At 44.2% G+C, this 26486-nt stretch carries 20 protein-coding genes, 1 pseudogene and 1 CRISPR repeat array; of the genes and pseudogenes, 4 read left to right on the top strand and 17 right to left on the bottom strand.

Annotated features, from left to right (window positions below; genetic code table 11):
- Window positions 1-188 precede the first annotated feature (188 nt).
- The gene (locus tag NSS95_RS02160; protein ID WP_328229193.1) at window positions 189-707 is read left to right on the top strand and encodes a hypothetical protein; all 519 of its coding nucleotides are present in this window, start codon (window positions 189-191) and stop codon (window positions 705-707) included.
- A 1208-nt stretch (window positions 708-1915) separates the two neighbouring features.
- Here NSS95_RS02160 and NSS95_RS02155 read toward each other — a convergent pair.
- From NSS95_RS02155 to NSS95_RS02125, 7 genes are all read right to left on the bottom strand, one after another.
- Window positions 1916-2260, bottom strand: coding sequence for a hypothetical protein (locus NSS95_RS02155; RefSeq protein ID WP_061565740.1), 345 nt, complete (start codon window positions 2258-2260; stop codon window positions 1916-1918).
- Window positions 2261-2300: 40 nt separating this feature from the next.
- Window positions 2301-3254: a CRISPR direct-repeat array (repeat unit 32 nt; unit sequence ATTTCAATCCACACACTCACGAGGAGTGTGAC).
- A 515-nt stretch (window positions 3255-3769) separates the two neighbouring features.
- Complete coding sequence (gene cas7c, locus NSS95_RS02150; RefSeq protein WP_326242789.1) at window positions 3770-4693, bottom strand: type I-C CRISPR-associated protein Cas7/Csd2; 924 nt, start codon at window positions 4691-4693, stop codon at window positions 3770-3772.
- A 1-nt stretch (window position 4694) separates the two neighbouring features.
- Entirely contained in the window at window positions 4695-6374 is a 1680-nt protein-coding gene (cas8c, locus tag NSS95_RS02145) for a type I-C CRISPR-associated protein Cas8c/Csd1 (RefSeq protein WP_061565738.1), read from the bottom strand.
- The gene (gene cas5c, locus NSS95_RS02140; protein WP_061565737.1) at window positions 6375-7028 is read right to left on the bottom strand and encodes a type I-C CRISPR-associated protein Cas5c; all 654 of its coding nucleotides are present in this window, start codon (window positions 7026-7028) and stop codon (window positions 6375-6377) included.
- A 3-nt stretch (window positions 7029-7031) separates the two neighbouring features.
- Window positions 7032-9179, bottom strand: coding sequence for a CRISPR-associated helicase/endonuclease Cas3 (locus NSS95_RS02135; RefSeq protein ID WP_061565736.1), 2148 nt, complete (start codon window positions 9177-9179; stop codon window positions 7032-7034).
- Window positions 9180-9855: 676 nt separating this feature from the next.
- The gene (locus NSS95_RS02130) at window positions 9856-10068 is read right to left on the bottom strand and encodes a DUF3006 domain-containing protein (RefSeq protein ID WP_013858348.1); all 213 of its coding nucleotides are present in this window, start codon (window positions 10066-10068) and stop codon (window positions 9856-9858) included.
- A gap of 15 nt (window positions 10069-10083) precedes the next feature.
- Window positions 10084-11370, bottom strand: coding sequence for a ComEC/Rec2 family competence protein (locus NSS95_RS02125; protein WP_272955367.1), 1287 nt, complete (start codon window positions 11368-11370; stop codon window positions 10084-10086).
- Between the two features lie 327 nt (window positions 11371-11697).
- Between NSS95_RS02125 and NSS95_RS02120 the strand changes: the two are divergent.
- The 3 genes and pseudogenes from NSS95_RS02120 to NSS95_RS02110 all read left to right on the top strand — a co-directional run bounded on the left by NSS95_RS02120 (window position 11698) and on the right by NSS95_RS02110 (window position 14308).
- A pseudogene (locus NSS95_RS02120) lies at window positions 11698-12215 on the top strand (DUF1648 domain-containing protein).
- A gap of 750 nt (window positions 12216-12965) precedes the next feature.
- Window positions 12966-13322, top strand: coding sequence for an MmcQ/YjbR family DNA-binding protein (locus NSS95_RS02115; protein WP_014096171.1), 357 nt, complete (start codon window positions 12966-12968; stop codon window positions 13320-13322).
- Between the two features lie 2 nt (window positions 13323-13324).
- Window positions 13325-14308: an NAD(P)H-dependent flavin oxidoreductase gene (locus NSS95_RS02110; RefSeq protein ID WP_014096172.1), complete on the top strand. Its 984-nt coding sequence runs from the start codon at window positions 13325-13327 to the stop codon at window positions 14306-14308.
- Window positions 14309-14477: 169 nt separating this feature from the next.
- Here NSS95_RS02110 and NSS95_RS02105 read toward each other — a convergent pair whose 3' ends face one another.
- From NSS95_RS02105 to NSS95_RS02060, 10 genes are all read right to left on the bottom strand, one after another.
- Window positions 14478-16055: a hydantoinase/oxoprolinase family protein gene (locus NSS95_RS02105; protein WP_328220794.1), complete on the bottom strand. Its 1578-nt coding sequence runs from the start codon at window positions 16053-16055 to the stop codon at window positions 14478-14480.
- Complete coding sequence (locus tag NSS95_RS02100; RefSeq protein ID WP_340713756.1) at window positions 16055-17149, bottom strand: DUF917 domain-containing protein; 1095 nt, start codon at window positions 17147-17149, stop codon at window positions 16055-16057. The genes NSS95_RS02105 and NSS95_RS02100 overlap by 1 nt, the downstream gene beginning before the upstream one ends.
- Window positions 17150-17179: 30 nt before the next feature.
- Window positions 17180-18496, bottom strand: a complete 1317-nt coding sequence (locus NSS95_RS02095; protein ID WP_017550153.1) for a cytosine permease — start codon at window positions 18494-18496, stop codon at window positions 17180-17182.
- Between the two features lie 15 nt (window positions 18497-18511).
- On the bottom strand, window positions 18512-20065 hold the full coding sequence (locus NSS95_RS02090) for a hydantoinase/oxoprolinase N-terminal domain-containing protein (RefSeq protein ID WP_017550154.1): 1554 nt from the start codon (window positions 20063-20065) through the stop codon (window positions 18512-18514).
- A complete protein-coding gene (locus NSS95_RS02085; RefSeq protein WP_017550155.1) occupies window positions 20049-21158 on the bottom strand; it encodes a DUF917 domain-containing protein in 1110 nt (369 codons plus the stop codon). Before NSS95_RS02085 ends, NSS95_RS02090 begins: the two co-directional genes overlap by 17 nt.
- A 223-nt stretch (window positions 21159-21381) precedes the next feature.
- Window positions 21382-23043, bottom strand: coding sequence for a sigma-54 interaction domain-containing protein (locus NSS95_RS02080; RefSeq protein WP_071452354.1), 1662 nt, complete (start codon window positions 23041-23043; stop codon window positions 21382-21384).
- Window positions 23044-23260: 217 nt separating this feature from the next.
- Window positions 23261-23896 carry a class II aldolase/adducin family protein gene (locus NSS95_RS02075; protein WP_061086412.1) on the bottom strand — a complete coding sequence of 212 codons (636 nt, stop codon included), beginning with the start codon at window positions 23894-23896 and terminating at the stop codon, window positions 23261-23263.
- Window positions 23886-24851, bottom strand: coding sequence for a 1-phosphofructokinase family hexose kinase (locus NSS95_RS02070; protein ID WP_061086413.1), 966 nt, complete (start codon window positions 24849-24851; stop codon window positions 23886-23888). The genes NSS95_RS02075 and NSS95_RS02070 overlap by 11 nt, the downstream gene beginning before the upstream one ends.
- On the bottom strand, window positions 24851-25075 hold the full coding sequence (locus NSS95_RS02065; protein ID WP_026684218.1) for a hypothetical protein: 225 nt from the start codon (window positions 25073-25075) through the stop codon (window positions 24851-24853). Before NSS95_RS02065 ends, NSS95_RS02070 begins: the two co-directional genes overlap by 1 nt.
- Window positions 25072-26463 (bottom strand): PTS galactitol transporter subunit IIC, encoded by a 1392-nt coding sequence (locus tag NSS95_RS02060; protein ID WP_340713755.1) that lies wholly within the window; start codon window positions 26461-26463, stop codon window positions 25072-25074. Before NSS95_RS02060 ends, NSS95_RS02065 begins: the two co-directional genes overlap by 4 nt.
- Between the last annotated feature and the right edge of the window lie 23 nt (window positions 26464-26486).

Here is a 26486-nt window from a genome sequence, read left to right as displayed (position 1 = left end):
TGTATTGCATTTAAAGTTCGACAAAATCTACGGAATCATTTTTAACTTTGAGAATGCCGCTTGTTCAGCAACCTCAAAATAAAAAGAGATGACGGCCGCAAGAACTACAAATCCACCATTGCACTCTTAAAAGCAGGAATTGTATAATAATACCAAATTGAAAAAGTCGGAGGGGAGTGGGGCGTTAAATGCAAATCACGGTCGCGGAAGCACGGTTGCTTAAAAATGCGGTGTCCAAAAAACTGCATGACTTGATTCAGGATCGAAGCCAGATTGCCTACGTTGAATTTGAAAAAGGTGAAGAATATAAGCCGCATGCACGAACATTTCAGGTGGTGAGCGCGGAAATTCAGCAAGTGCGAAACCACTATCGGGCGGTCACAAAGGCACTGGCAGCATCCAACTTACGCACAACGATTGAATGGAAGGGTGAAAAAATATCCATCGTAGAGGCGTTAGAGCTTGTGAAACAACTTCGCGCCGAAGCCGAAATGCTCCAAGAGTTTGGAAGCAGCCAACAAGTGGAACGGATAGAAAGAGGCGCTTTTGACGCAAATGTTGTCTACAAGAAAGCGCTGTTTGACCCCCCTGCGGTTAAAAAGCAGGCTGAAAAAACCGAAAAAGAAGCCAACCGTCTATCGATACTGATTGATAAAGCCAATTTTAACGCAGCGGTTGACCTCGACTTTGTAGAGGAGTACCAGTAAACACCCGGCATGAGACCCGGCGGCAAGGGACGGAGCCTGGATTCCGCCTTTTGCCGCCGGATCTCATGCCGGCAAGGAAAAGGAGATCTGGGGGCTTGCTGCTTAGATTTGAGCATATCAAATCGTTTGGCACTCACTATTTACAACTGGTTGCGAACGAATCATGGTTCACGCTTGACGCCTTAACGCCGGGACACGCGTAACGAACGAATTATCCTTTTGATGGAATATCACGCATTACGCCCCCGGATCTCTCCTTTTTCACCACTTTAAGCTGTTAGGATACAAGACTAACGTGTATACAGTCATGCGTTCCTCCCCTTCGCCGATGAATCCAATACAGACAACGCATTGGATAAGATTCTCCATGAAGCTGGAAAAATATGCAACCCCGGCACTCTTAAAGAAAGCTTTACCCATACTGAAGTTCAAAAAAATCGGCAGTTTATTAACAAGCGTACGCTGGCTGACTAGAAACGTTTTATCATGAAAATCCGACTTACCTAAGATAGGGCTTGCTGAATAAGCAAAATGCCTAGATTTAGCAAGGTTGCTGACAGCTTTGGCAACCATTAAATGCTAGGGTTTTATAACAAATCCAGTGAAAAGCTTGCACTCGAAAGCCAATTCAACGTATGGAGAAGATAAAATCACCCATTTTCGCAAAAGAATTCTTCTATATTTTGAGACAGAGCTTGCAGACAAACTCAGAATCGGATTCGTTCAGCAAGCTCTAAGATATGGGAAAGAAAAACCACACTGGAAAAGATGAAAATGTATTCTACATCAGCTCCCTGGGTGCTCAATTATAGATGCGATATCTATACTCCCGCCCGGCCCGGCAGGAAGCCGATAAATTTGAAGCAGCTGAATATTTTCCATAGAAAAAAGGAAGAAATCTTGAATAAGAGTTTTCTTCCTTTCGCTATTTAGGGCTTGCTGAATAAGCGAAATTCCTAGATTTGGCAAGGACGCTGACAGCTTTGGCCACCATTTAAATGCATGGGTTTTACAACAAATCCAGGGAAATGCCTGCACGCGAAAGCCGATTCAACGTATGGAGAAGATCAAATCACCCCTTTTTGCAAAAGAATTCTTCTATATTTTGAGACAGAGGTTGCAGATAAATTGGGCACAAACTCAGCGTCGGATTCGTTCAGCAAGCCCTATTTACATCAAAAAAAGCTGTTTACAGAGATCCCGTGCCTTTACTCTATATTTAACAGTTTTTTAATGGATAGGACTTTATCATACTGTTTTTTCTTTTTCTTATTGACTCTCCACTGGCCTGTTTTTTCCCAATATTGTCGGAGGGCTAAAGCAGCTTCCTGATTTTGCTGTGCGATTACCTCCTCATATAACTCCGATTTGCTTTTTTCCAGGTCTGCTTGTGATTCTGTTAATGATTGTATAGCAAAGAGCAATCTTTCTTCCTTCGACATCGCCGCCAAGCGGGCTTCTGCTTCCTGTTGTTCACGCAACGCCTGCTCTTGCTCAATTTTTAGCAGTTCCTCTTTTTTCCGCTGTTCTTTTCGCTGCTGCTGTTCTTCCAACACTTTCCCCAATTCCTCTTCTGTAACGTCCCTTACTTCAATTTCAATCCACACACTCACGAGGAGTGTGACCTGCGGTTCCGATCTATTTATCATTCAGGTTACTATTTCAATCCACACACTCACGAGGAGTGTGACCTGTTTGGTCTAGTCTTGGCGAAGATAACGCCATATTTCAATCCACACACTCACGAGGAGTGTGACGCTTCTTATCTTCCGTAATAAACACACCTTCTCGATTTCAATCCACACACTCACGAGGAGTGTGACGAAATGCCGGCGGATAAATCACGGACTTGGTCTTATTTCAATCCACACACTCACGAGGAGTGTGACCACATGTCCATAAATATCATTCGTCACTTTTTCGATTTCAATCCACACACTCACGAGGAGTGTGACATGGATGGCGATTTGCTCTTAATTCGCAGGCAAATTTCAATCCACACACTCACGAGGAGTGTGACATGGATGGCGATTTGCTCTTAATTCGCAGGCAAATTTCAATCCACACACTCACGAGGAGTGTGACACAAATGTTGGATTGCAAAAATGATGAAGGTGGTATTTCAATCCACACACTCACGAGGAGTGTGACTTTTTGCAATATCCATTTACCGGCAGTTGATTCAATTTCAATCCACACACTCACGAGGAGTGTGACCCGGATCGTCGCCGTAGTCCTTGCCGACATACGCATTTCAATCCACACACTCACGAGGAGTGTGACTGACCGACGAAACAATCGTACTAGACGTGGAAAAATTTCAATCCACACACTCACGAGGAGTGTGACATACAGGAGTTAAATAAGCGGTTGAGTTTGGCGATTTCAATCCACACACTCACGAGGAGTGTGACTTTGGTAGTTAGATCGCTATGCACAATTCCAAATATTTCAATCCACACACTCACGAGGAGTGTGACATTCTTGGCGCAATTGTTCGTATTCAGTACGAAGCATTTCAATCCACACACTCACGAGGAGTGTGACAGCTATTATCGTGTAGAAATTTAATAGATTTTGACGAATATCTACAAATTACCCCATATTATCCCAAGTTTTGCTATACGAAAATTCCTTTATATGGAAAAACCTATTGGATTTTTGGTGCGAATCCCATGGGAAATCCATGTCCACTATTCATTCGCACAGTTTCACCAAAAAGCATTCTTATTACAGACTGCTATGTCGTAAAAAGCAGCACGTTAAAAAACCACTTTTTAACTAATCGTTCTTACGAGATAAATTGGACTGGTTAATTTTTGTTTTTCTGCTATATAAAATGAACTAAAACGTGTTACTCTGTTTCCTGCTGCAAAAAGTCATCAGTACTACTACGATTAATTTCAGCATCGGCGTCTAATTCGACAGATGTTGAATATCCTATTAAAACTAAAAATCATTCTAAGGACCTTCCCCGCTGTTAGGTTTTAAGCATCTGGTAAGCGTCTGACCCAAACCAAAGAGTGGCACTGAAGTAAAGCCCTGTATCCAAAGACAACAACTCAGTTGACAGCTTTGACATCTTTAAAAGAATTCACAATTTTATACAGCGTTACTCCCTCGGGCATTTTTTCATCAAAAACGACGGTATAATCTTTATACGATCTTGCAACCTTACTGTGATCGATTCGATGGATTTCAATTTTCTCGAACAATTGATTAGATGGTGCATTACCTAAATAACTTTCATGTGAAAATACATATAATCCCCGACATGCCATCCGACCGCGCGAGGCTGAATGATCCAGATCCCACATGTTAATAAGCGACTCCCACAGCCCTTTTAAATCTTCTTCTCTTACTCCTGTCTGAACTGCAAATGATGGTGTATAAAAACCATAGGAGATATATAAACCGTATGGCACATGGGCTTTCCTCCCCATTTGTCCGGTACGTGCCTCTTCATCAGCAGCTTCCCCGCCTTTAATATCATCAGCATTTGTTAATGCAACACGAGTAATACTCGATTCAGCAGGAAAAATCGGATCAACCGAGCGTGCGAATGTCAGTTGTACGGCTCCCCGTACTTGACCTGCATTAAATTTTTTTGTGGACATGACAGCACCAAACATACGTGTATCAAAATAATGTTCGCACATCCACTGCCGCGCATCTTTTACTGTTTTCAAGTTGGTGTCGTTTTCCGGTTTTCCTAATTGCTCATAAGCCTTCTTCTGCTCATTTGTAAGAATTCCGCGATGCTTGACGTAAATATCAAAACCTTCCAAATTCCCTCTGGTCAAGTAAATGTAATCTCTTATTTTTCTTTTTATTGCAACGTCCGTTACGATACCTTGCATTGTTTCCGGATCAATTCTCGGCAGATTGCCTGCGTCCGGATCACCGTTCGGGTTTCCATCCGTCACATCAAAGACGAGCACAAAATCGTAGCGTTTGTTTGGATCAATAATTGAATTGATGTTCATTCTATTTATCCCCCTCAACAACAGTTTTATTTAAATGATTTACATTAGCAGAATCAGCAGACATATCTTCTTTTTTCTTGTATATATCTTGTCTTTCATGGTAGTAACCGAGTGCAAACTCAGCCTGTCCTTGCAAATCAAGGACAGCAGGGAATTCTTTCAATTGGCCGGTTATCAATTGAATCCTTTGTTGATAACGAACTTCATATCCTTTGTTTTCTTTACCGATTTTACTTAAATGCCATTTGCTATTTCGCATTAAAAGTCCGAAAATCGTTCGTGGAGTCGATGAAGCTGCCGCATAGAACCTTGATGCAATCGTTTCGTTTCCTCTAACTGCTTCGTATTGCACTGCTTCCAATACCGCAAACAACCTGCCGCATAAGTAAGGCGGCGTGATTCTGGCGTGATCTAAATCCACTGTCCATTCCTCCTTGTTTTGGCTAATTAGCCAGCTTCTTATTGCTGCTGCATGTATCCATGTCATACCGCCCCTTGCCTGAATTCTTCTCACGATTTTTGCTACGATCCGCTCTGAGAGTCTTTTGCCATAAAGTGCCCAGTTCATCCAGTCCAGAACATCTTCCTTCCGCATCTCTTTTCTTCCATCACGGTACATGCAAGCGGCCAATAAATAAATGCTCGCCGGTTTTGGTGCTCCCACTACTTGTTGCGCATCAAAATAGCGTCGGATTTGAGCCTTTACCTCCCATACAGGCGGCTCCGCATAGTCCCGGACAACCATTCTGGCCTTGTTTGCTGACAGCGCTAAAATACATACACGGTCTAAAGAAGCGTAATTTTCAGTCCTTCTGAATGGTGATGATAAAATTCTCTGGACTGCATCGGGATCCGGGTCGGATAGTGACGAAAACATGCTGGTCGTTTCCGGATCGTTTTGCACAGTCCAGTACACGTACGTCACATTGCCGATTTCCATCATATGAGGGCCACCGTGCTGCTTTTTGTTAGGATATTTTCTCAATAAGTACGAGAGAGCTTGTCCATATTTTTGTTCACATGCAAAACATGTAGGTGCAATTTCTGAGTTTTCTAGTCCGTATGAAAAATAGGCACTTTTGTTGGCCGAAATAAGCTTTGTCCTTTCTTTTCCCAAAGAAAATTCAATGGTATGGCGTTTTACTGCCGGTGCAGTACGTCCGCAAATGAAGCAAACACTATCGTTCTCTTCCTTTGAGCTATTCTTTAATAGAAAATCCTCCCAAAACTTTTTTACTTTATTGTCTTCGTGGGGAAAGTCACCCGCTTCCGTCCGAAACAAGATAAAATCATCCGGTTTCATGCCATCTGGGAGCCGCCAGCTTTTACTTTCCAATATCCGCACGATCTTTTGAACAATTTCATTGCGTGTGGCCTCACAACATTCTTTCAATAATTTCAGGTATGCAAGGTGGCGTTCCGCTGCTCTATTTGCATTGGCGGGATTTTTAGGCAGTTGAAATACATACTCCGCCTTGTCAGTAAGCAAAATAGGCGATACACCCGATTGACGACTGCGATTCGGAATAACACGCTGTTCACCCCGCTCAGCCTGAATAAACTCAAAACAGTCATCATGTGTAATTACAACAAACCATTGATAACTTTTCCGGGCATATCCGACCGGCGGCAAATCATTGGCATGCTGTTCGGCAAACTCCACCAGTCTGCGCATATACATTCAGCCGTCCACCTCCTTATATAGGTACTCGGGCACATACAATACACCCCGGTCCAATTTGGCATCAAAGAAATAGGGAATGACACGGGCATTTTTTTGTCCGGGATCTTTGGGATATTTTAAGTCGAATAACATTGGGCCAATGTCCATTGTATCGGGTATTGCCTTATCATCATCTTCAGGCAGGGAAAAGTGAAGTGAACATTCCCTTGTCCCGAGATAGGGGCGATGAAAGCACTGCCCTTTGTTCACTCTTCGCAAAAACATAGATGCATACTTCCTCTTATTTTCCATCGTCGGGTTTACTAGCTGCATTTCTGCCGTTATAATATAGGCAACATCACGCAGCATGATTGAATGGCGCAATTGCCGTTCCCGGTTATCATCTGTGAAATAATCCCGTCTACTCGTGACGATGTTACCAGGCACAATTGAAGCAACTTCATTCCGCAAAATAGAATAATACTGAATGGGCTTCAACACATGGATGCTTTTTATTCGCCACTTGAATTCTGGTTTCCAAAAAATTCCTTCTAAAATGCCCCTTGCCGCAGACGGAGTCATTACGGGATAAGATACCCGTTCCACTTTCGCTTCCACCCTGGTAAACAGTGCATACTCGCCCCATACTTTCAGCCGGAAAATTTTCCCCATCTATCAATCTCCTCCCTCGTCCATATCCATAATCCCGGTTTTCATGTCATAATCACCGTGCCAAATATACCAACCTTCCGATATCTTTTCCAACTGATTTTGATTCTCTCTAAAAAAACTGCTGTCCACATATTCATTTACAGCAAATAACTGTGCCTCACGATACCATTCCTTTGTTAAATATGGAGCTTCTTTGTACATCCGAATCAATCTTTCAATCTGTCCGTCTTCATCTTGGTAATTTTTGCAAAGGATGGATACCGTATTCTGATCAATCATTTGAAACAAGCGGCTCGCTTTCTCAAATGAAAAAGGTTTAAGGCTTGTTATTCCATATGAATCCAGCAAGTCGTCTCCACCGAGGGTATATAAACTCCGAAAATATTTTTCGAAAATCCAAGGCTCATGCAATGCAACGGTGCCGTGATGATTCAATAAAATTCTCGTTTGCTCCGTTCCTTTACGGTACATTCCGCCAGGCATCCCCCCTCCAATCAATTCGAAAATAAACACTTTTCCTTTGTCCAGCTTTCCTTCTCTGTTGCTTCTTCCTGCAGCCTGAACAATTGAGTCAATCGGGGCCATTGCGCGAAACACTGTTGGAAAGTCCAAATCCACTCCTGCTTCTACTACTGTTGTTGTTATGACAAGAATGGGCTTTTCTTTTTTTAAATCCTCTTTAATTTGTTCGATCACCTTTTTCCGGTGGTCAGGACACATCCGATTCGATAAATGATATAATTTCTGTCCGTTCACCTTTTGGCTGATTGCTTCGCGATATACCTGAAAGGCATCTTTCCTCGTATTTAGGATACAAAGTGCAGCAGGGTGTTCCCTCATTCTGGCCACAAGCTCTGAGACAGTTAGCGGCTTTTCAATCCGGGTATATTCAACCCGTTTCATGCTTGCAAACAGTTGATCATGGTTTTTACAAATTTCTACCGGCGTACCCATATTTCCAACCAATTCAGCATTTTTGAAAGACAACGGTGTTGCGCTGCATAAAACGACAGTGACATTAAAATGTTCCATTAATATGTGCAGAGCTTGAAAAATAGGTGCAAGAACATGGATGGGCAATTTTTGAAATTCGTCTAAAATAATCACGCTGTTTGCTAAACGGTGAAGCTTTCTTACTTTACTTGTGCGGTTTGAAAATAAACTTTCAAACAATTCTACTGTCGTTGTTACAATAATCGGAAATGAATCCCAGTTTTCAGCTGCCAACCTTGCCCGCTCCATTGACTCACCTTTATCATCTGTATAACTTAGCTGGGAATGCTGTTCCAAAACGGATGCCTTCCCGAAAACCTTTTGATACTGTCTGGCTGTTTGATCAATGATGTTCACGAGCGGCAACGCCACAATCACCCGTTTTTTGTTAAATCTTTTTGCGTGCTCAAGTGCAAAAGCTATCGAAGCCAACGTTTTCCCCAACCCGGTCGGTACAACCAGCGCCCGAAAAAACAAAGGTTGTTTTGCCGCTTCTCTGCAAGCCATATATACTTCATTTCTATATCTATTTATCTCTTTATCCTGGCTTTCCATGCGCAACTTAAGCATATAGTTCTGTAATTGTTCATCCAGTTGTTGTATACTGAATGCTTTTCCCCGCCGTTTTATACTCTTTCCATAATCAAAATAACGTTCTGTATCCAGAAAGTCAGAATCTACAAGTGCAGAAAAACACATTCTCATCAGCATTTCTTTGTACGCAAATGAAGATTTACGATCAGATTTTCCTCCGAGCGGCAATCCCGGAAATCGTTTCAATATGTCTTTAATCATTTGCATTTCTGTTTGTGACAACTCCGGAATTGCTTTCAAATATTGCGGGGCTTCACGAACCTTTTCCTCAGACAACCTTGGTAGATCCGGCATCCCTGTATGATGACCCGCTACTATCAGAGCAGCCATGATAAGTCGTTCATCCCGCACCTCTTGTAGAATGTCACAAAGCGCAATCACACCACCAATAGCATGTTGGACTGACCCGCGAATTTTTTTGTCTGCTTTTAAGTATTGTACAAACGCACTAGACTTTTTCCCCAAGTCATGTGCAATCGCAGCAATGGCCGTGATCCCGTAACGATCAAACGTATGGCTAAAACGTCTTGCTTGAAAATACGTCCCCTTAATATGCTCATCCAAATAATGAGGCTCTTTATTTTCAGCAAAATGGGCAATGTATCTGATTTTTACCACCTTCTGTGAATTGGAAATTTAACCATACATTAATTATAGTAAAAATTTTCTTGCTCTGCAACACAAAAATTTGAACATTTAATATTTTTTAAACCCCGCATCAAAAGTGACGAGTTCATAAAAAAAGAGATGTTTTTTATATCTGTTTTCATTGGACTCATATCATATAAATGTCTGTTAATATTGAAATTCCGCTGCCGAACAAAAAAAGGCCAAACTATCGGGGCAATACCCATACCCTGGTAGTTTGGCCTACACACGTAAAAATCAAGAAAAACGTAAATTTCCAATTCACAATTTCAATCCACGCACTTACTGCGTACACCAAGATATAAACAACGCATCAATCGTGTTGATGTTTAAACCTTAATGTACTCCCATAAAATGCGAATAAAATATATAGGGTAGTTTATCAGAGATGATTAAAAGTTTCAAACCGTCTCTATTTACCTTCATTTTGTCCTTACAAATATAGCATAAGACAATCCCCCTCCCCAAAATCTAATTGAACACTGCATACTTTAAGGATTCCCGCGTTCTTTCAAAGTTGGGCAGTGCGCACCCTTATTGGATAAGACCATATCCCAACTGGTACCCCGTTTGACCCTTTTCCCCCTGCTACCTATTCAAAAAGCTCATCCGCCAATTTTTCGATTTGGGCTTTTCGTTCCTTTGTTTGTTGCCTGTCAATGCGCAGTGTTCCATCTTCGACGACGAGAACGTCTCCGGCTTTGACACCGGATGGGAGCTTACTTAGACGGATATCCACAGTCGTCCGGTCCTCTTTTTCACAAACAGCAAATTCCCCTTCGATCCGATCTACAATATATTTCATCAAAAATGGCCTCCTTTATTGCGGGGTAAAAGAAGTATGGGTGGTATATGTTTTCCCTTTTACAACAGCTTTTATATCAATCCGCACCTCATAACCAGGAGCCGCTCTGCTGATTCGAACCGAAAGCGGCGTCCCTACCGTTCCCCGATAGACGGTGTCTTTGCTTTTATAATGAAAAGTGGCCTGATACGTTGCGCCTGTCAAACCTGTAACCATTAAATTGATTTTACTATACTGCTGCGGCGTTGGATCATCAAGCTTCGCCTGTAATGTCCCGTTAGAAGTGGCTTGCTGGGATGGCTGCTTTACTGGCGGAGCAGCCTTGCCGGAAGCCGTTGCATTTCCCGCTTCCGAAGACGAATGATTCGGCGTTAAAGACGGAACCGGCTGGAATTCAATAGACTTCCCATCGGTCACCGCTAAAATGGTTTTCATTTCGTCTGTCCGGAAAATTTGAATATGATTCGACTTTAAACGATTGATCACCTCGTCATTTGGAAGCCCGTACGAATTCACCTTCGCTACCGAAATAATCGCGTACTTCGGTTTTACGGCGTCCAAAAACGCCTGACTTGTAGCAGTCTTTGAACCGTGATGCCCCACTTTTAATACTTGGGATGAAAGATCTTGGTGCGTTGCAATCATTTCTTCTTCAGAACGGATAGGGGCATCTCCCGTGAATAGAAAAGTGCCTTTCTCCCCATAGGAAAGTTTTACAACAGCCGACCAGTCATTCATCTCTTCGTGATAATCTTTTACAGGACCGACAAACTTCATCGATGCCCCCCGCAACCCAAGATCAACATTCGCTTTTGCCTGCTTGATTTTAAGTCTGCTATTTTTCACAGCCAGCAAAAAATCTTCATAGGTTCTGGTTGTATTCACGACCCGCGGCGCATATACATTTTTTACTTTTAAGTTTTCCAGAACCGTATCCAGGCCCCCGATATGATCGGCATCCGGATGGGTGGCAATCACATCATCCAATTGGCTGACATGCAGCTGGCGAAGATACCGGACAACATCATCACCTTTGTCATTATTCCCACCATCAATTAACACATTTTCTCCTTTTGGTGTTTGGATGAGCATGCTATCCCCTTGCCCGACATCAAAAAAATAAACCTTTAGTTTTCCTTTTGGAAGTGATGCGGTACTTTTATGATTGCTGTCTGTTTTGTTAACGGTTTTACTGTCGGCCTTACTCTCTGATTTTGCCGCACTTATATGCTGCACTTGCTTTTCTTTTACTGGCTGGCTGTTAGTGGATTGGGTTTGGCCGCAACCACTGCAAAAAAGCATTAAGAATAGTAGTAGAAACCATGCGCCTGTTCGGTTCATTTTCAATTTTTATTCCCCTTCTTTTCATATGGACTCAAATGGTGAAAACTGGAATCCCGTTCAAAGTGGCAAAGACATCATTAGTTTACCATACACGATCCGCTTCGGAGAGAAGCCCGGATAAAAAACCAAATTCAAATTTGATAAGGAATTTGGTTACTTTTATCGTATCTATAATGTAAGGGTTTCATGAAATGTAAAAAACCTTGCACTTGGGGGCTTTTTCATGTACAAAAAACTTTATGGCTGGACGGAAATGAATCAGAAACTGGATTGGAGGGAAATGGCATGCCAAACTCCCGGAAGCAGCCCAAATTGAAAATTTCCAAGACAAAAGGCGAATGGTTTTGGGACATAATTGGCTATTTATTTTTCTTTGGTTCGATTATTTTTCTGGTTAGCGTTTGGGGAAACTTCCAGAAAAAGTTCCCGGACATTATGATGCCTCCGGTAAAGTCGATCGTTGGGGATCAAAATGGGAACTTTTGATTTTACCCGGCGTGGGGGCAATCCTTGCGCTATTGATGCAGGTTTTGGAAAAATTCCCTCATATTTATAATTATCCTGATCGATTAAATGAATCAAATGCAAAACAATTTTATGTGCATAGCCGGAAACTGCTAAATCAATTGAAAAATATTTGTCTGATTTTCTTTGCTTTAATCTTATTGGAATCCATTGTGATTGCAATGGGATGGGGAAACGGGTTTGGTAAATGGTTTTTACCTATCGTAATCATTGGCATGGGAATTCCAATTGCATCAGGAATCGTGACGCAAAAAAATAAAATAACAACAATACGATAAAGGAAGGATGAACGCTGAAAAAGTTTCACCACTCAAACCAATATAAAGCAAAAAATACGAATAAACGGCGCTGTTCCTTAACATAGAACCCGTCTACGTTAAGAAAGCGAGAAAATTCGGCGTCCTTCCTTTACATAGAGCATGTCTACGTTAAGAAAGTGAGAAAATTCGGCGTCCCTCCCTTACTTAGACCGCATCTACGTTAAGAAAACAAGAAAATTCGATGACCTTTCTTAACATAGAGCACGCCTATGTTAAGAAAGTAGGAAAAATCGGCGTCCTTCCTTTACTTAGAGCATGTCTACGTTAAAAAAGAAAGAAAAATCAGCGTCCTTCCTTTACATAGACCATGTCTATGTTAAGAAAGCAGGAAAAATTGGTGACCTTTCTTAACATAGAGCACGCCTACGTTAAGAAAGTGAGAAAATTCGACGCCCTTCCTTTACATAGACCGCATCTACGTTAAGAAAGCAAGAAAATTCGATGACCTTTCTTAACATAGAGCACGCCTATGTTAAGAAAGCAGAAAAAATCGGCGTCCTTCCTTTACATAGGGCCGTCTACGTTAAGAAAGCGGGAAAAATCGACGTCCTTCCTTTACTTAGAGCACGCCTATGTTAAGAAGGCAGAAAAATTCGGTGACCTTCCTTTACATAGAGCACGCCTACGTTAAGAAAGCAGGAAAAAATGACGGTAATCCCTAACATTTTTATATAATATAAATAACAGCATGTTGAAGGAGCATCATAAATGAAAACAAGAGAGGACGCTATCCATTACTGTTTAAAACTGGAAAACACGTATGAAGATTACCCCTTTAAAGATAAGAATTGGACATTAATGCGCCACAAAAAAAATAAAAAAGTCTTTGCCTGGATTTTTGAAAGAAACGGCCATATTTGGATCAATGTGAAAGGTGAAAACGGCTGGCTGGACTTTTATCGCCGGAAATACCACGCTGTTGTTCCGGCATACCATCTGAACAAAGAACATTGGAATTCCGTTATTCTTGACGGCACCGTCCCGGAGGAAGAAATCTGTGATATGATAAGGCAAAGCTATCACTTAACGAAGAAAAAAGGAATTCAGTCAAATAGGGGCCGGTAAAAATGAGAACTCGCATTACGGAGATATTAAAAATAAAATACCCCATTATCCAAGGAGGCCTTGCTTATCTCGGATATGCGGAATTAGCTGCTGCTGTTTCCAATGCGGGCGGCCTGGGGCAAATTACTGCCGCGACGCTGCGAACACCTGAAAAACTTCGCAATGCAATTCACAAAGTACGAAAATTAACCGGGAAGCCCTTCGGTGTAAACTTTGCAATCGCAAGGTATAACGGCCGGTACGAGGAGTTGCTTGAAGTGGCCATTGAAGAAAAGGTTCCAGCCATTTCCATCAGTGGCGGTAACCCGCAACCGGTCTTCGAAAGGATAAAAGGAGAAAACATTCGTACACTTGTCCTTGTGGCTGGAACAAGACAAGCACAAAAAGCTGAACAATTGGGTGCAGACGCAGTGATCGCCGTCGGGCAGGAAGGCGGGGGCCATTTAGGCCGGGACGACATTGGCGGCATGTTGCTCATTCCCCGGGTTGCAGACGAAGTATCCATTCCTGTAATCGCCGGCGGGGGCATTGGCGACGGACGTGGATTATTGGCTGCCCTTTCTCTTGGCGCAGAAGGAATTCAAATGGGGACCCGTTTTATTGCCACCAAAGAATGTATTCATGCACACGAGAAATATAAGCAGGCCATCGTGCATGCAAAAGAAACGGATACAGTAGTGATTAAGAGAACATTAGGGGCACCGGGCCGGGTCTTGAAAAACCGCTTTGCCTTGAATATTATGGAACGTGAACAGGAAGGGGCATCCTACGAAGACCTGAAAGAGATGATTAGCGGTAGCGCAAATTGCAACTATATTTATGACGGGAATGAAGAAAAAGGTTATGCTTGGGCCGGACAGGTCGTCGGCCTTATTCATACGATTCCGACAGTGCAGGAATTGTTTGACGAGATGATGCATACTGCAGAAAAAGGGTTATCCCGATTAGATCATATTATGAAAGAACAAACCCATAGATCATCGTGAAGCAACGATTGACAAACCTGACGGGGCTCCCTGCCCAACACTCGTTTGGTTGGAGAAAAATTGACCCCCCTGCTAAAAATCTGCCAAAGATCCATCTTTGGCAGATTTCTCATTCCTATCCGGCACCAGTTAGAATTCACGTGCTTTCCCGGCTTCAACATCCAAGAATTTAAATCGAGGCAACTGGCATCCGCCCCAGCTCCCCGGCTGCCTTCACTCGGATTCTTGTCGCATTTCCCGGAAGATAGGCGAGCGGCACATCTTCTATATCCACGATGACAAGGCTGCCGGGATCTGCCCCTGCTTTGATCGCTTCTTGCTTCGCCTGGGATTTGGCAGATTCCAATGCCTGTTCCCTGCCTATTTCGTCAAGAACGTAAATTTTTTCAATTTGGCCGCTGACTTGTGCAATCGCAGAACCAATCGCATTGGCAACACCGGAATGTTCCGGGCGGATGACCCGTGATGCGCCCTTTAAAGAGTCCGGCAGCAATACACTCCCGCCGCCAACAAGGATGACCGGAACCGGTGCCGCACTTGTTTTCATCTTATCGATAGCTTCTTCGACCATTTCCACCATTCTGCCATACACCTGCTGCATCACTTTTTTGTCAAGATGCGCTACTTTTTCCGGGTCGCCCAGTTCCACTTTTCCAAGTGCTACTGCCACATCGGTGGTGGTGAGGGTGTCTCCCCCGAAAATCAAACCTTTTTCCGGAAGCCTGTAACCGACGCTGTCCGGCCCGATTGTGAACTCCCCGTTATCCCGGATTCGTACAATTGTCCCGCCGCCAAGACCGATTGAAATGAGATCCGGCATGCGGAAATTTGTCCGCGCTCCGCCGATTTCAACGGCAAGCGATGACTCCCGGGGGAAAGAGTTGACAAGTACGCCGGCATCCGAAGTCGTCCCCCCGACATCGACCACGATCGCATCAGACAATTGGCTTAAATAAGAAGCGCCGCGCAGTGAATTGGTCGGTCCGCAAGCAACCGTAAAAATCGGATATTTTACGGCATAATCAACCGACATCAGCGTGCCGTCGTTTTGCCCGAAAAAGACGCGTGCTTTGATACCTTCATTTTCGAGTGCCTGAATAAATCCTTCTGCGGCTGTTTTGGCAACATTGACAACCGCTGCATTCAAAATGGTTGCATTTTCCCGTTCAAGCAGGCCGACGGAACCAATTTCGGACGATAACGAAATCGCAACCTCATCTCCTAATACTTCCCTGAAAATTTCGCTTGCCCTGTGCTCATGGTCCTGGGAAACAGGTGAAAAGACGGAAGTGATCGCAATAGAATCTACTTTTCCTTTCATTTCCCTGGCAATTTGAAAAAGATAATGGGTATCAAGCGTTGTAATTTCCCGGCCGTCAAACTCATGGCCGCCGCGAACGAGATAAACGTGTTTCCCTAACGCTTCCCTTAAATCTTCCGGAACGCCGATCAACGGTTTCACAGCCAATGTGGCCGGCGCGCCGATCCTCACAACCGCAATATGATTTAATCTCTTTCTTTCTACAATGGCATTTGTACAATGTGTCGTGCCAAGCATGGCATAGTGTATTTGATCGCGCGGAACATTGGCATCGCTGATGATCTTATGCATCGCATGATATATGCCTGTTGCCACGTCTTCTGTTGTCGGCGATTTGGTTTCCGCAATCACAGTATTCTTTTCATCCAATAAAACGGCATCTGTATGTGTGCCACCAACGTCGATTCCAATACGGTAAACTCCCATTATGAACGCACTCCTTCTTTTGCAAGTTCTTCCACCGGAACATAGTCCACATCATATCCGAAATATTTCGGGCCGACCGTTGCCAACCCTTTTTCTGTTCTCCATTTTGGATGGCACGGAATTCCAATGACAACACACCGGGCGCCGTAACGAATCCCCTCTGTTGTGATCGGGAGCCCTGTTTCCGCATCCAAAACAGCGATTAAATCCGGGGTCATGCACAATAAGCGTTCTTCCGTCCGGGCCAAAAGATGCTCGTTTTGAAACCGAAGCGTAAGCGTCTCTCCTTTATTTTCATGCATGCCTTCAAACGTTGCTGTCCCTCTTGCAAATCCGGATTCCGTTTTACGGTTAATATCTTTCACTTTGCCGGAAAACAGCGGAAATCCTTTGACGCTTTTAACAACTTCCTGAATCGGATTTACATTGTTTTCCTTTGCTTTCCGGATCGTCTTACCAATGGTTTCTTCGAGTTTTAAAATATTGCGGACGCCGCTTTCTTTTAAATTTCTCCCTTTCATCGCGTACATGGCAGTCATCGCAGATCCGCCCATTTGGACCGTTGCTGAACGGGCAATCCTTTCTGTCCAAACATTATCAATGGTTGAAAGGACAACGGTATTTCCTTTTTCATCCGCTAAAACGGCCGGCGTTGCAGCTATGCCGTCCAGATAAAATGTCACCATTTGCAGCTCCGGAAAAGCCCGCCCCATTCCATCCGCATCGACAACAGGCAACCCCAGTTTCGCCGCTAACGCAAAGGGCAGCATGGAGTTGACCCCGCCGGCCTCAATGGGAAAAGTAGCATAAATTTTATCGCCAAGATACGTTTCCAATTTTTGAAAAGCAACGAACGCTTCCTCACCGCTAGGCGCTTTTTCCAGCATGACAGTCGGTGCGCCCATCATGGAGGAAGGAACCACCAGGGCATCATCCGGCACTTCTTCCGCATCCAATAAAGTGACCTCGCCGTATTCTTCAATTGCCTGGATTGCCATCAGCTTCCCGATGTACGGGTCACCGCCGCCCCCTGTGCCCAGCAAGGCGGCTCCAACTGCGATATCTTCTATTTCCTGTATTCCGATTTTTCTCATTACTTTTTAGGCCTCCAATATTCAGGTTCTTTAAGATGCAATTTTTTCTTCAGCGGGGTTTTTCCTGACGGCCTGGACAATCAGCATGCCTGCCAGATATACCGCTGCACTCGCCGCCAATGAATTGATGGACGGGATCCCCATTTTCACAAAGTATCCGACTGCAAAACCCGCAGCCCAGGAAATCATCGTAACCCAGTTTACATTTTCTTCTGTCTCCGGCAAGGTTCCTTTCATCCGGCTGGCATCCAATTCCTTCTTGTGCGTTCTCAGTACAAAGTAATCCACGACAATGATGCCAGCAATCGGCGGCACCAGAACCCCGAGAAAAACAAGAAAATCCGTAAAGCGGCCGAGGATGCCCATCACAGACAATAACGTCCCGATGATGCCGATGACGAGCGTCACGAGGCCGCGATTCAATTTGACGTTCAATATGCTGTCAAAGATATTCGTAAAGCCGAGTGATGAGGAATACAAGTTCAAGTTATTGATTTTAACGGTGGAAAAAACAACAACCAATGCGCCCAGCCACCCGGAAGTTTGCATCATGATGCTCGCCACGTCACTTGTTTTGGCAGCAAGCGCCATGAGTACGGCAATCATATTGATCCCAAGCTCACCGACAATGGTGCCGATCATCGTCATCCAGAAAACATCTTTCCCGTTTTTGGCAAATCTGCTGAAATCCGGCGTAATCACGGCTCCGATAATAAACCCGCCCGCCACCATTGTTGCGGCAACACCCATTGTCAGCGGTTTTCCGGCAGGTGCGCTTGCCACTAACTCCGTAATAGAGGATTTGTTGAGCACATCATAAATGCCAACTGCCACTGCCAATAGAAAAGCAGGAACAGCGATGGATGCTGTTACACTTAAAATTTTAAAACCAAAGATGACAAGAACCGTTACACCCAAGCCTGTAATCGCGGCCGCAACCGGCAGGCTGATTGCCCCGTTCGTGGATTGTACGATCCCCTGGGCAAAGACAGCGTTTTGTACGCCAAACCAGCCGATGCAAGAAATGGCAATTACAGCGCCAATGATGCTTGACCCGTACCTGCCAAAGCCCGTCCACCGAGATAGCAGGCTGGTTGACATCCCTTCTTTTGCACCCGCATAGCCAAGCAGAAAACTAATGACTTCAAGGATGACACTGCCGAACATCGTTGCCCAAAAAGCCTGCCAAAAGTTCATCCCGTATCCTAATGAAGCCCCCAGAATAAATTGTGAAATCGTCGCTAATGAGCCGACCCGGACAATGGTGATATTCCACAACGATTGGCGGCCGGACGACGGTACCCGGGACAGAGCATAATCATCACCAAGACTTGATTTTTTTTGCATTTTGCAGCCTCCGTTTTATAAAATTTGCTCGCCAACAGCTTTTATTTTGATCCGGAGAATTTCCCCTTTCATGTACTCAAAAGGATACTCTTCTATATAAGCAAGTTTGACGGTATCAGGATCTGCGCCCTTTTTGATGGCTTCTAATTTGCAGGCAGAAGCTGCTTCGGCCACCACTTCTTCTTTTGAGCGGTCATTTAACCAGTACACTTTATCTGACACTTCGCTGATGGTCGCATCACAAGCCCCGATTGCCCCGCTATACGGATAGCCGGCCGGATTCAGCACTTTTTGGTACTTTCCGAATAGATTCGGGTTAAAAAGCGGGCTGCCTCCGCCGACCAGTACAATGGGGAGGTTTTTTTCTTCATTTTGCAGCCGGTCCAGGATTTCTTTTATTTTTTGCACCACATACTGGACAACCATCGCACAATCATTCGTTGGTACATATTTTAATTTTTCTGTTTGGAGTTCGGGGTCATAAAAAGCATCAGGAAAGAGCTTAAGAAAGCAATCACTGACTGTCAGTGCATCTCCTCCCCAGGCAACGCCGTATTGCTTAATATCATTCGAAAGCAGTGGCAACAGCTCCACTTCCCCCTTCCGGATAACAGGCCTGTTCCCTGTGCCAAAAGGCAGGGAAATGATTTCCGGCATCTCAAGCCCTGCTTCCAAGCCGGGGAAATCGGAGGAGCCCATGACTTCAGGCAAATCCCCGCCGGCAACACGCGCAGCATACACTTTGCTTCCGCCGATATCCACCGCAATCACATCTTGAAGCCCGGAAAGTTTCGCTGCCCCTTTCAAACTGTTGGCCGCTCCGGAAGCAAGCGTTAGAACTGGGAATTTCATCGCTTGTTCAACAGACATTAACGATCCGTTATTTTCCGTCAGCCAAAAAGGGCATTCCAGCAAGAGAGAGGAGAAGCCTTCCGCTAAATTGGCAAGCATTTTTTTGATCACTCTCGACAATAAGCTGTTGAGCAAAGCGGCATTTTCCCGTTCCATAAACCCAAGGGTGCCAAATGAGTGGGAAACCGTAACAGGCATTTCCGGGAATCTTTTCCGAATTTCATTTTTTACCGCAACTTCCTCATTTTCATACAAAGGGGAGTAGCTGCCCACGATGCAGACGGCATCAATTTTTCCATCAGCAATGGATTGGTAAAGCGGTTCGAGCGGTTTGAAATCCGCGATCCGGCCGCCGCTCTTGTTGTAGCCATGATCACTTTCCATAAAATACGGCTCTGTGATCAAACGCCGAAGTGTTGCCGGCCATTTAAGCGCCGGGGTGATATTGACAGGCCTTCTCGCAATGCGGATTAGAGCTGTTTTTGCTAAAACCTTCTCATCGTATACGGCATTCATTAGTTCTGTTGTTCCGATATAAATCCCTTTTACTTCCTCTGCCCTGATCTCTGATTTTTGCAGCAGGGCCTTCATTGATCGATATACGCCTGTATAGACATCAGGGGTGGTCAAAGAACTGGAAACCATTTTGAGCTTCCCATCACCGGAAACCAAAACGGCATGCGTGTTGGTCCCGCCAATATCAATGCCAATTTTCACCTTGCTGCCTCCTCCCGGCCGTTTCCTTCTGAAGAAACTGATTTGGAATCCGGAACATTTCAGGACCCGTTTGTGCAAGCATTTTTTTCGTCTGATACAGTCCCGGAGCCTTTACCGTTAAAACCATGGCCATCATCCCTTCACGGAGTTCCGATACAGCTACAGGCAGCCCGGTTTCATAATGAACGAAAATGATTAAATCAGGGGTTGTACAATGGCACGCATCCGGAATTTGAAAAGAAAGAAATTCATTTTGAAAATACAGTTTTGCGCGTTGCTTATGGTATTCCATCTGCCCGGCCAGTTCCAACGCGCCCACCAGCATTTTCTCTTCAAACCAGCGATTGATGGCCCGGATTTTCCCGGCAAACGCAATCTCCATCTCCCCGTATACAGATTGAAAAAAGGCATGGCGCAACTGCTGCACTTTCACCCAGATAGAGGCGTTTTGGGCAAGTATTTTTCCAATTTCCAGTGCCAGCTTCAATGTTCCCGGTACCATGGCCGCCCTCATACGGGACCCGGCAGCCCCGAAGCAGGCAAAATGGCAATACCCATCCTGCTGAAACATAAATTCTTTCAAAGTGCGCGAGACATGCTTTGCTTCATTTATTACGAGCGTTTCGTCTTTTGAACAGGCGGCGAGCGGAACGGCCGGGATTCCAGCATGATAGAAATGCACCATCTCCAGTTCGGGGAAGGATCTGCCCATCCCATCGCCATCAATGACCGGAAGATGGCATTTGAACGCAGCCAGTAAAGGGGTTAATGCATTGATCCCCCCAATCTCCATTGAAATCACAGCGTCTGCTTTTCTGCCTGACACAGATTCATATTCTTTCAAAGCTTTTACAATTTCTTCCCCTGCAGGCAGATCTTCTTTCATTAACACCGTGGACCCTGCGGCTGCGACCGGCACGACCCACTCGTCTGCCATTTCAACTGCGGTTTTTACTTCTATCACGTCATCTTCTTCCATAGCAGACAAAAGCAAATACGCTGCTATTTTCGTATCCCCGCCGCCTCCGCTGGATAAAAATTTTGCGCCGGCGCTTATGTAAGCAATGTCTTCCTTGTGAATGAACCAGCTCACGACCTCACCCCTCACCAAATACAATGCAAATATCGTGCCAAAAATATAAACGGACAGAATCGTTCATTTCGCAATGTATTCGGACATTTTCAAAGTTTAAAAATCATTTTTCTCATTTTACAGTTTGAGAAAAGCACGTCCAGTTTTGCCGTTTTTCCTCGTAAAATGTTGAGTTTTCTCGTTTTTTCTCATCTTTTCGCATGGTTTCTCATAATTCTCATTTTTATCCCTGTATCTTCTTTAAATACCGGTACAAGGTAGCCAAACTGATGCCCAAATCCGCTGCTGTTTTTTTCTTTCCCTCTGTACTCCAGCCGTTTCGCTCCAACAATTCCAGCACTTTCCTTTTCTCCAGTCTGGTTTGATAATGATTTGTCCGTTTCGGTTTTACAGATGGAGGAAATGATTTTGCCCCTCTTTGTAAAGAGGATGGGAGGCTTTCCAATGTTACCGTGTCCCCAATCTGCAATTCCACAAAATGGCGGACCACATTTTGCAACTCCCGGATATTTCCCGGCCAATCATATTGCATAAGCCTGTCGAGTGTTTCTGCCGCTAAATTTTTCGAATCTCTGTTCAAATCTTTTGAAAACTTTTGAATAAAATGCTCAATCAGGATAGGCAGGTCTTCTTTTCTTGCCCTGAGTGGCGGAATATAAATGGGAATCACGCTGATCCGGTAATACAAATCTTCCCGAAATTCTCCCTTTCTGATCAATTCCTCCAAATTCCGGTGTGTTGCTGTGATAATACGGACATCGATCTTCCTGCTTTTGTTTGAGCCAATCCTTTCCAAAGTTTTTTCCTGCAGCACCCGGAGTATTTTTGCCTGCAGGTACAAGGACATATCCCCGATTTCGTCTAAAAACAGCGTGCCGTGATTGGCCAGTTCAAAACGCCCCGGTTTTTCTTTTTCTGCTCCCGTAAAGGCCCCTTTTTCATAGCCAAACAGTTCGCTTTCCAGCAAGTTTTCAGGTATCGCCGCGCAATTTAAGGCAACAAAAGGCTGATCTTTCCGCTCACTTTCATGATGGATGGCTTGGGCAAACATTTCTTTTCCCGTTCCGCTCTCGCCGCGCAGCATGATGGTTACATCGCTTTTAGACACCCTTTTTGCTGACTGGATCGTCTGTTTTAGTATCTCACTGACGCCGAGAATATCTTCAAAATGGTAAAGGCGCCGGCCGGCCTGCTCCGGTTTTTCTGTCTTCTTTGATTTTAAAAGGATCATATACGAGACAATCCCTTGTTTGCTTTTTACCGGTTGAATGGTGGCAAAATAGGCTTCCCCCTGGTTTCCCGGCACCTGCACCACCATCTCATCCTTTTCGTTCCTGCTTTTGATGCTTTCCCATTTTTCCTTTGTGATATATTGCATAATCTTTTCACCCATTAAGGTGGTTCTTCTTTTGCGAAAGAGCGAAGCCATATGTTCATTCATTTCCTGGATTAGTCCGTCCTGGTCCACTAGACAAAAAGGCTCGGTAATGGATTGAATCAGTTTCCGGGTTTCGAGATGGATCTCCCCGAACATTTTTTGCCATGTTTCCCTTTCTAATTTCTCAGCCACCCATTGGCAGGCCAGTTCTGACAATAACTTCAAGTATTGGATGTCACGGGCAAACCTTTCTTTCTCGCCCTGCTTCGGCCGCAACAATAAGACAGAGACCACTTTCATCTCCTGAACAATCGGAAAATAGCAAACGGCTTCCGCCTCTTCCCGTCCCGCATCCATTCTTACGCCCGATTTGAACATTTCTTTTATATACGCTTGATCCAAACCCTCACACTGTAACAACGCATCCTTTTCCTTTATCTCCACAAAACCAGGAGTAGCGAAAAAAAAGGCTTCATTTAATGACTGTTCAAATTCCGTGTATGGCATCTGCAACTCCCTCCAAAAACTACTTTCCTGTAATCATAGCACGATAATTAAATGTTTCACAAATCCGTGTTACCAAATAACCAATTAGATTGATGTTCCGCTCCTCCCCTTTATGTGTTACGATACTCATATAAAAAGCTCTCCCTATGGATCGCCTGCCAGCTGCCATAGGAAGAGCTGATTTTCGATTTTTGTTTTGTTTGGGCATGGTCCAGTCTTAATGAGCAGAGACCTCATCAGGGATTGCGGCGATGCCCAATTTTTCAAAGACAAGGGCTTTGCTTGCAACATATGCGTTATACTCAATTCTCTCAAGCATATCATAGGCTTTGTGTAGGGTTTCATCTGTAATCAGGATACCATGCCTATTGAGCAGCATGGCTGCCGGTGTTACTTTTTCCCCTAACGAGATAATGTGCTTTCGGACAGTTTCTGCCAGTTCTACTGTTGTTGCCGGGCGGTATTCCAATGTTGGGATTTTTCCGAGCTTTTGTGTAGCCTCGGTTAAATTCGGCATATCCATTCCCAAAGTCGCAAAAACGAAAGATTCCTTTGGATGGGCATGGAGCACACAGCCGATCGATTCATTCTCATGATAACAGGCCATATGCATATTGATTTCCCTTGTAATTCGGCCGTCTCCCTCTACAATATTCTCATTCATATCAACAACTAAAATTTGATAAGGTTCCAAATTGCACAGCTTCTCCTGCGACATTAATGTCGGCGTCATAATAATATGTTTACCGTTCATCCGGACGCTGACGTTCCCACCTGCAGCATTTGTGTTAAACCTATCAAACATTGTTTTCACAACTGTACAAAGATCTCTTCTTTCCGCTTCATATAACATAGCAATTCCTCCCTGATTTTTCGATGTTTTCAAACTTCACATTCTGCTCGATGTTCCCGGCTTCTTTAATATCAAATCCGGAACTTGTTGCCTGCATTGCCTTTGAGGCACTGACAGCTGTAGCAAACTTCAACATTTTCTGAACATCATACCTGCAGGACATGCCATAGACCAATCCACCGACAAATGCATCCCCGCATCCCGTATCATTTACAGTATGAACATCCGGCGGAGTGACTTTATATACAAGATTGTTGTAAAATAACAAAGATCCATTTTTTCCAAATGAAACAATAAAGTAAGGAATCTTCGATAGCTCCGTCTTTTGATAAGCGGCAATACAATCTTCAATGCTATTGATTTCCAATTGCATCAGCTCAGCAAATTCAAATTGATTGGGTTTGACCAGGTCCGGTTCTGCCTGGATGGCAGCTTTCAAATAGGGCCCCGAAGCGTCGACCACCAATTGAACACCTGTCTCCTTTATTTTCCTTAAGACCCATTCATACTCTTCCGGTCTCGTTGTTTTTGGCGGATTACCTGCCACTGCCACGATGTCGCCGGGGTTGCATCTTTTGATAAAATTTTTTGCAAACCCTTCAAGATCTTCCTTCTTTAAAACGGGGCCGGCATGGGTAATCATATAGCTACCCTTCTGTGAGTCATCGGTTATCACAAAATTTTCGCGGACGGTTTGCCCGGGGACCACGTAAAAAGCTGACTCAACCTGTTTCTCCCGTAATAAAGCTATCAATTCATCTTTCCGATTTTCACCGACCATCCCGGCTGCAATATTTGGCTGGCCCAGGGCGGATAAAACAACCGATATATGTGTCCCTTTCCCTCCTATATCAAAGGCTGTGTTAGAGACCGTGTTATTTCTTCCCCTTGTTAGTTCGCCATTAATATGGATGACTCTATCAATGGCTGGGTTCAGCGTAATGGTATATATCATTATTTCGCCTCCTTCTTCTTAAGATAGCGTTGTCTGATTTCTTCTGCTTTTGCGTCAAAATCGGCGAAGAGCAAATCGTACGCACAATAGCGGACCAAAATACCAATCGTAAGTGCCATGATCCACATCATCAAATTGCCGCTTAAAAAGCCTAAAACGAGAAGGATACCGGCAAGAATCAGCATGCCTCTCCAAAACCATTTTTCTGCCCGGTGATGGCTCATAAAGACTGCTCCTCTTTAAAAGCATCTGTCACATATTCATTATGATTTTGTCCGAAATAAACGGCATTATCTTTCTTCCTGCCGGAGTAAAACAGTGCAAAGAGTGCGAGCCATAAAACCGAAAGTAGCATGCCCCACCATTTTCCTGCCATTGCCTCTGCAAAAGCAAATTTAAACTCCCCGTTTTCAATTGTGCTCCATGTCAGCATTGTCCCCTCTGCAACCTTCACTGCCCCCGTTTCTTGAGCAAGCCTTGTAATATAAGGAGAGAAGAATGTTGCAATATAAAGAAATACAGGGGTTGTAACAATCCCGTATATAATCATTCGGAGCAGATTTCCCCTTGTAAGCAGCACAACTGCCACTGCGATCGATAAGTTGATGATGCCGCCGAATGGCAGAACTTTATTTCCAGGCAAAATAACAGCGAAAAGCAATTCAAACGGAATTAAGATAATGGCAGATACCCAAATTTCATTTCGTCCAGCCAGTATCGGCCAATCAAGCCCGATAAAGATTTCCCGGTCGCCAAAATGCTTCCTCATAAACTCGGAAATGGCTTCAGATATCGGGGATAACGCTTGCATAAATAGTTTTGAAACCATTGGAAAAAGTGTTAGCGCAGTTGCAGCCTGAATAGCAAGAATCAAGGATTTAGAGATGCCGTAGCCCGCAACTAAACCAAGTAAGAAGCCGATAATGGCACCCATGACATGATTTTCTGCAAAAACGCCGAGTTTTTCTTTCAATGCTTCTGCGTCCATTTTCTTATTCATAAATGGGACCTTATCCAACAGCTTATCGATTGGATAAAGCAGACTGGCAATTAAGGTCATATGATGCGGAACGGTTACGCCGGGTATTCCGGTTAAATCTTCAATTTCCCTCCCCCAAATATCGCCGATTTTCAATTCTACGATGACTTGAATCGCAACGACCACAAAGGCCAAATAAATATTCCCGGAGATATAGGAAATCATGACAGCTACAAAACATTTCCCCCACACATTCCACATATCTACATTTAGCGTTTTGGTCCATTTAAACAGCAACATTACAATATTGATCGCAATCTGGAGAGGGAAAACCAAAAAGGCGAGCGGCCAAGCCCAGGTTATCGATGCGGCGGTTGTCCAGCCGCCATCAATTGCAGTCAGGGAAATGCCCGTATTTTTTGCAAAAGACTGTGCCGCCGGGCTAATGGCATCTAACATATAACCTACAACCAGGTTCATACCGGCAAATGCCACACCGAAAATAATTGCTGCGCCAATTGCCTCTCTGAGTTTCATCCGTGCACAAATTCCAATGATCAACATTATGATTGGAACGAATACTGAAGCGCCCATATTTAATACATACTGAACAACATGCTGCAACACTTCCACGGCGACCCACTCCTTTTATTTGT

The sequence above is a fragment of the Weizmannia sp. FSL K6-3076 genome, assembly GCF_038007245.1.
In the GTDB taxonomy this organism is placed as follows: Bacteria; Bacillota; Bacilli; order Bacillales; family Bacillaceae_C; genus Weizmannia; species Weizmannia faecalis.
This window is presented reverse-complemented; position numbering and strand designations above follow the sequence as displayed.

Bases quoted from the DNA above. Each gene is read 5' to 3' on its own strand.
- NSS95_RS02160 (WP_328229193.1), top strand. From the start codon at position 189: ATGCAAATCACGGTCGCGGAAGCACGGTTGCTTAAAAATGCGGTGTCC.
- cas7c (WP_326242789.1), bottom strand. From the start codon at position 4,693: ATGAACATCAATTCAATTATTGATCCAAACAAACGCTACGATTTTGTG.
- cas8c (WP_061565738.1), bottom strand. From the start codon at position 6,374: ATGTATATGCGCAGACTGGTGGAGTTTGCCGAACAGCATGCCAATGAT.
- cas5c (WP_061565737.1), bottom strand. From the start codon at position 7,028: ATGGGGAAAATTTTCCGGCTGAAAGTATGGGGCGAGTATGCACTGTTT.
- NSS95_RS02130 (WP_013858348.1), bottom strand. From the start codon at position 10,068: ATGAAATATATTGTAGATCGGATCGAAGGGGAATTTGCTGTTTGTGAA.
- NSS95_RS02125 (WP_272955367.1), bottom strand. From the start codon at position 11,370: ATGCTTTTTTGCAGTGGTTGCGGCCAAACCCAATCCACTAACAGCCAG.
- NSS95_RS02115 (WP_014096171.1), top strand. From the start codon at position 12,966: ATGAAAACAAGAGAGGACGCTATCCATTACTGTTTAAAACTGGAAAAC.
- NSS95_RS02110 (WP_014096172.1), top strand. From the start codon at position 13,325: ATGAGAACTCGCATTACGGAGATATTAAAAATAAAATACCCCATTATC.
- NSS95_RS02105 (WP_328220794.1), bottom strand. From the start codon at position 16,055: ATGGGAGTTTACCGTATTGGAATCGACGTTGGTGGCACACATACAGAT.
- NSS95_RS02100 (WP_340713756.1), bottom strand. From the start codon at position 17,149: ATGAGAAAAATCGGAATACAGGAAATAGAAGATATCGCAGTTGGAGCC.
- NSS95_RS02095 (WP_017550153.1), bottom strand. From the start codon at position 18,496: ATGCAAAAAAAATCAAGTCTTGGTGATGATTATGCTCTGTCCCGGGTA.
- NSS95_RS02080 (WP_071452354.1), bottom strand. From the start codon at position 23,043: ATGCCATACACGGAATTTGAACAGTCATTAAATGAAGCCTTTTTTTTC.
- NSS95_RS02075 (WP_061086412.1), bottom strand. From the start codon at position 23,896: ATGTTATATGAAGCGGAAAGAAGAGATCTTTGTACAGTTGTGAAAACA.
- NSS95_RS02070 (WP_061086413.1), bottom strand. From the start codon at position 24,851: ATGATATATACCATTACGCTGAACCCAGCCATTGATAGAGTCATCCAT.
- NSS95_RS02065 (WP_026684218.1), bottom strand. From the start codon at position 25,075: ATGAGCCATCACCGGGCAGAAAAATGGTTTTGGAGAGGCATGCTGATT.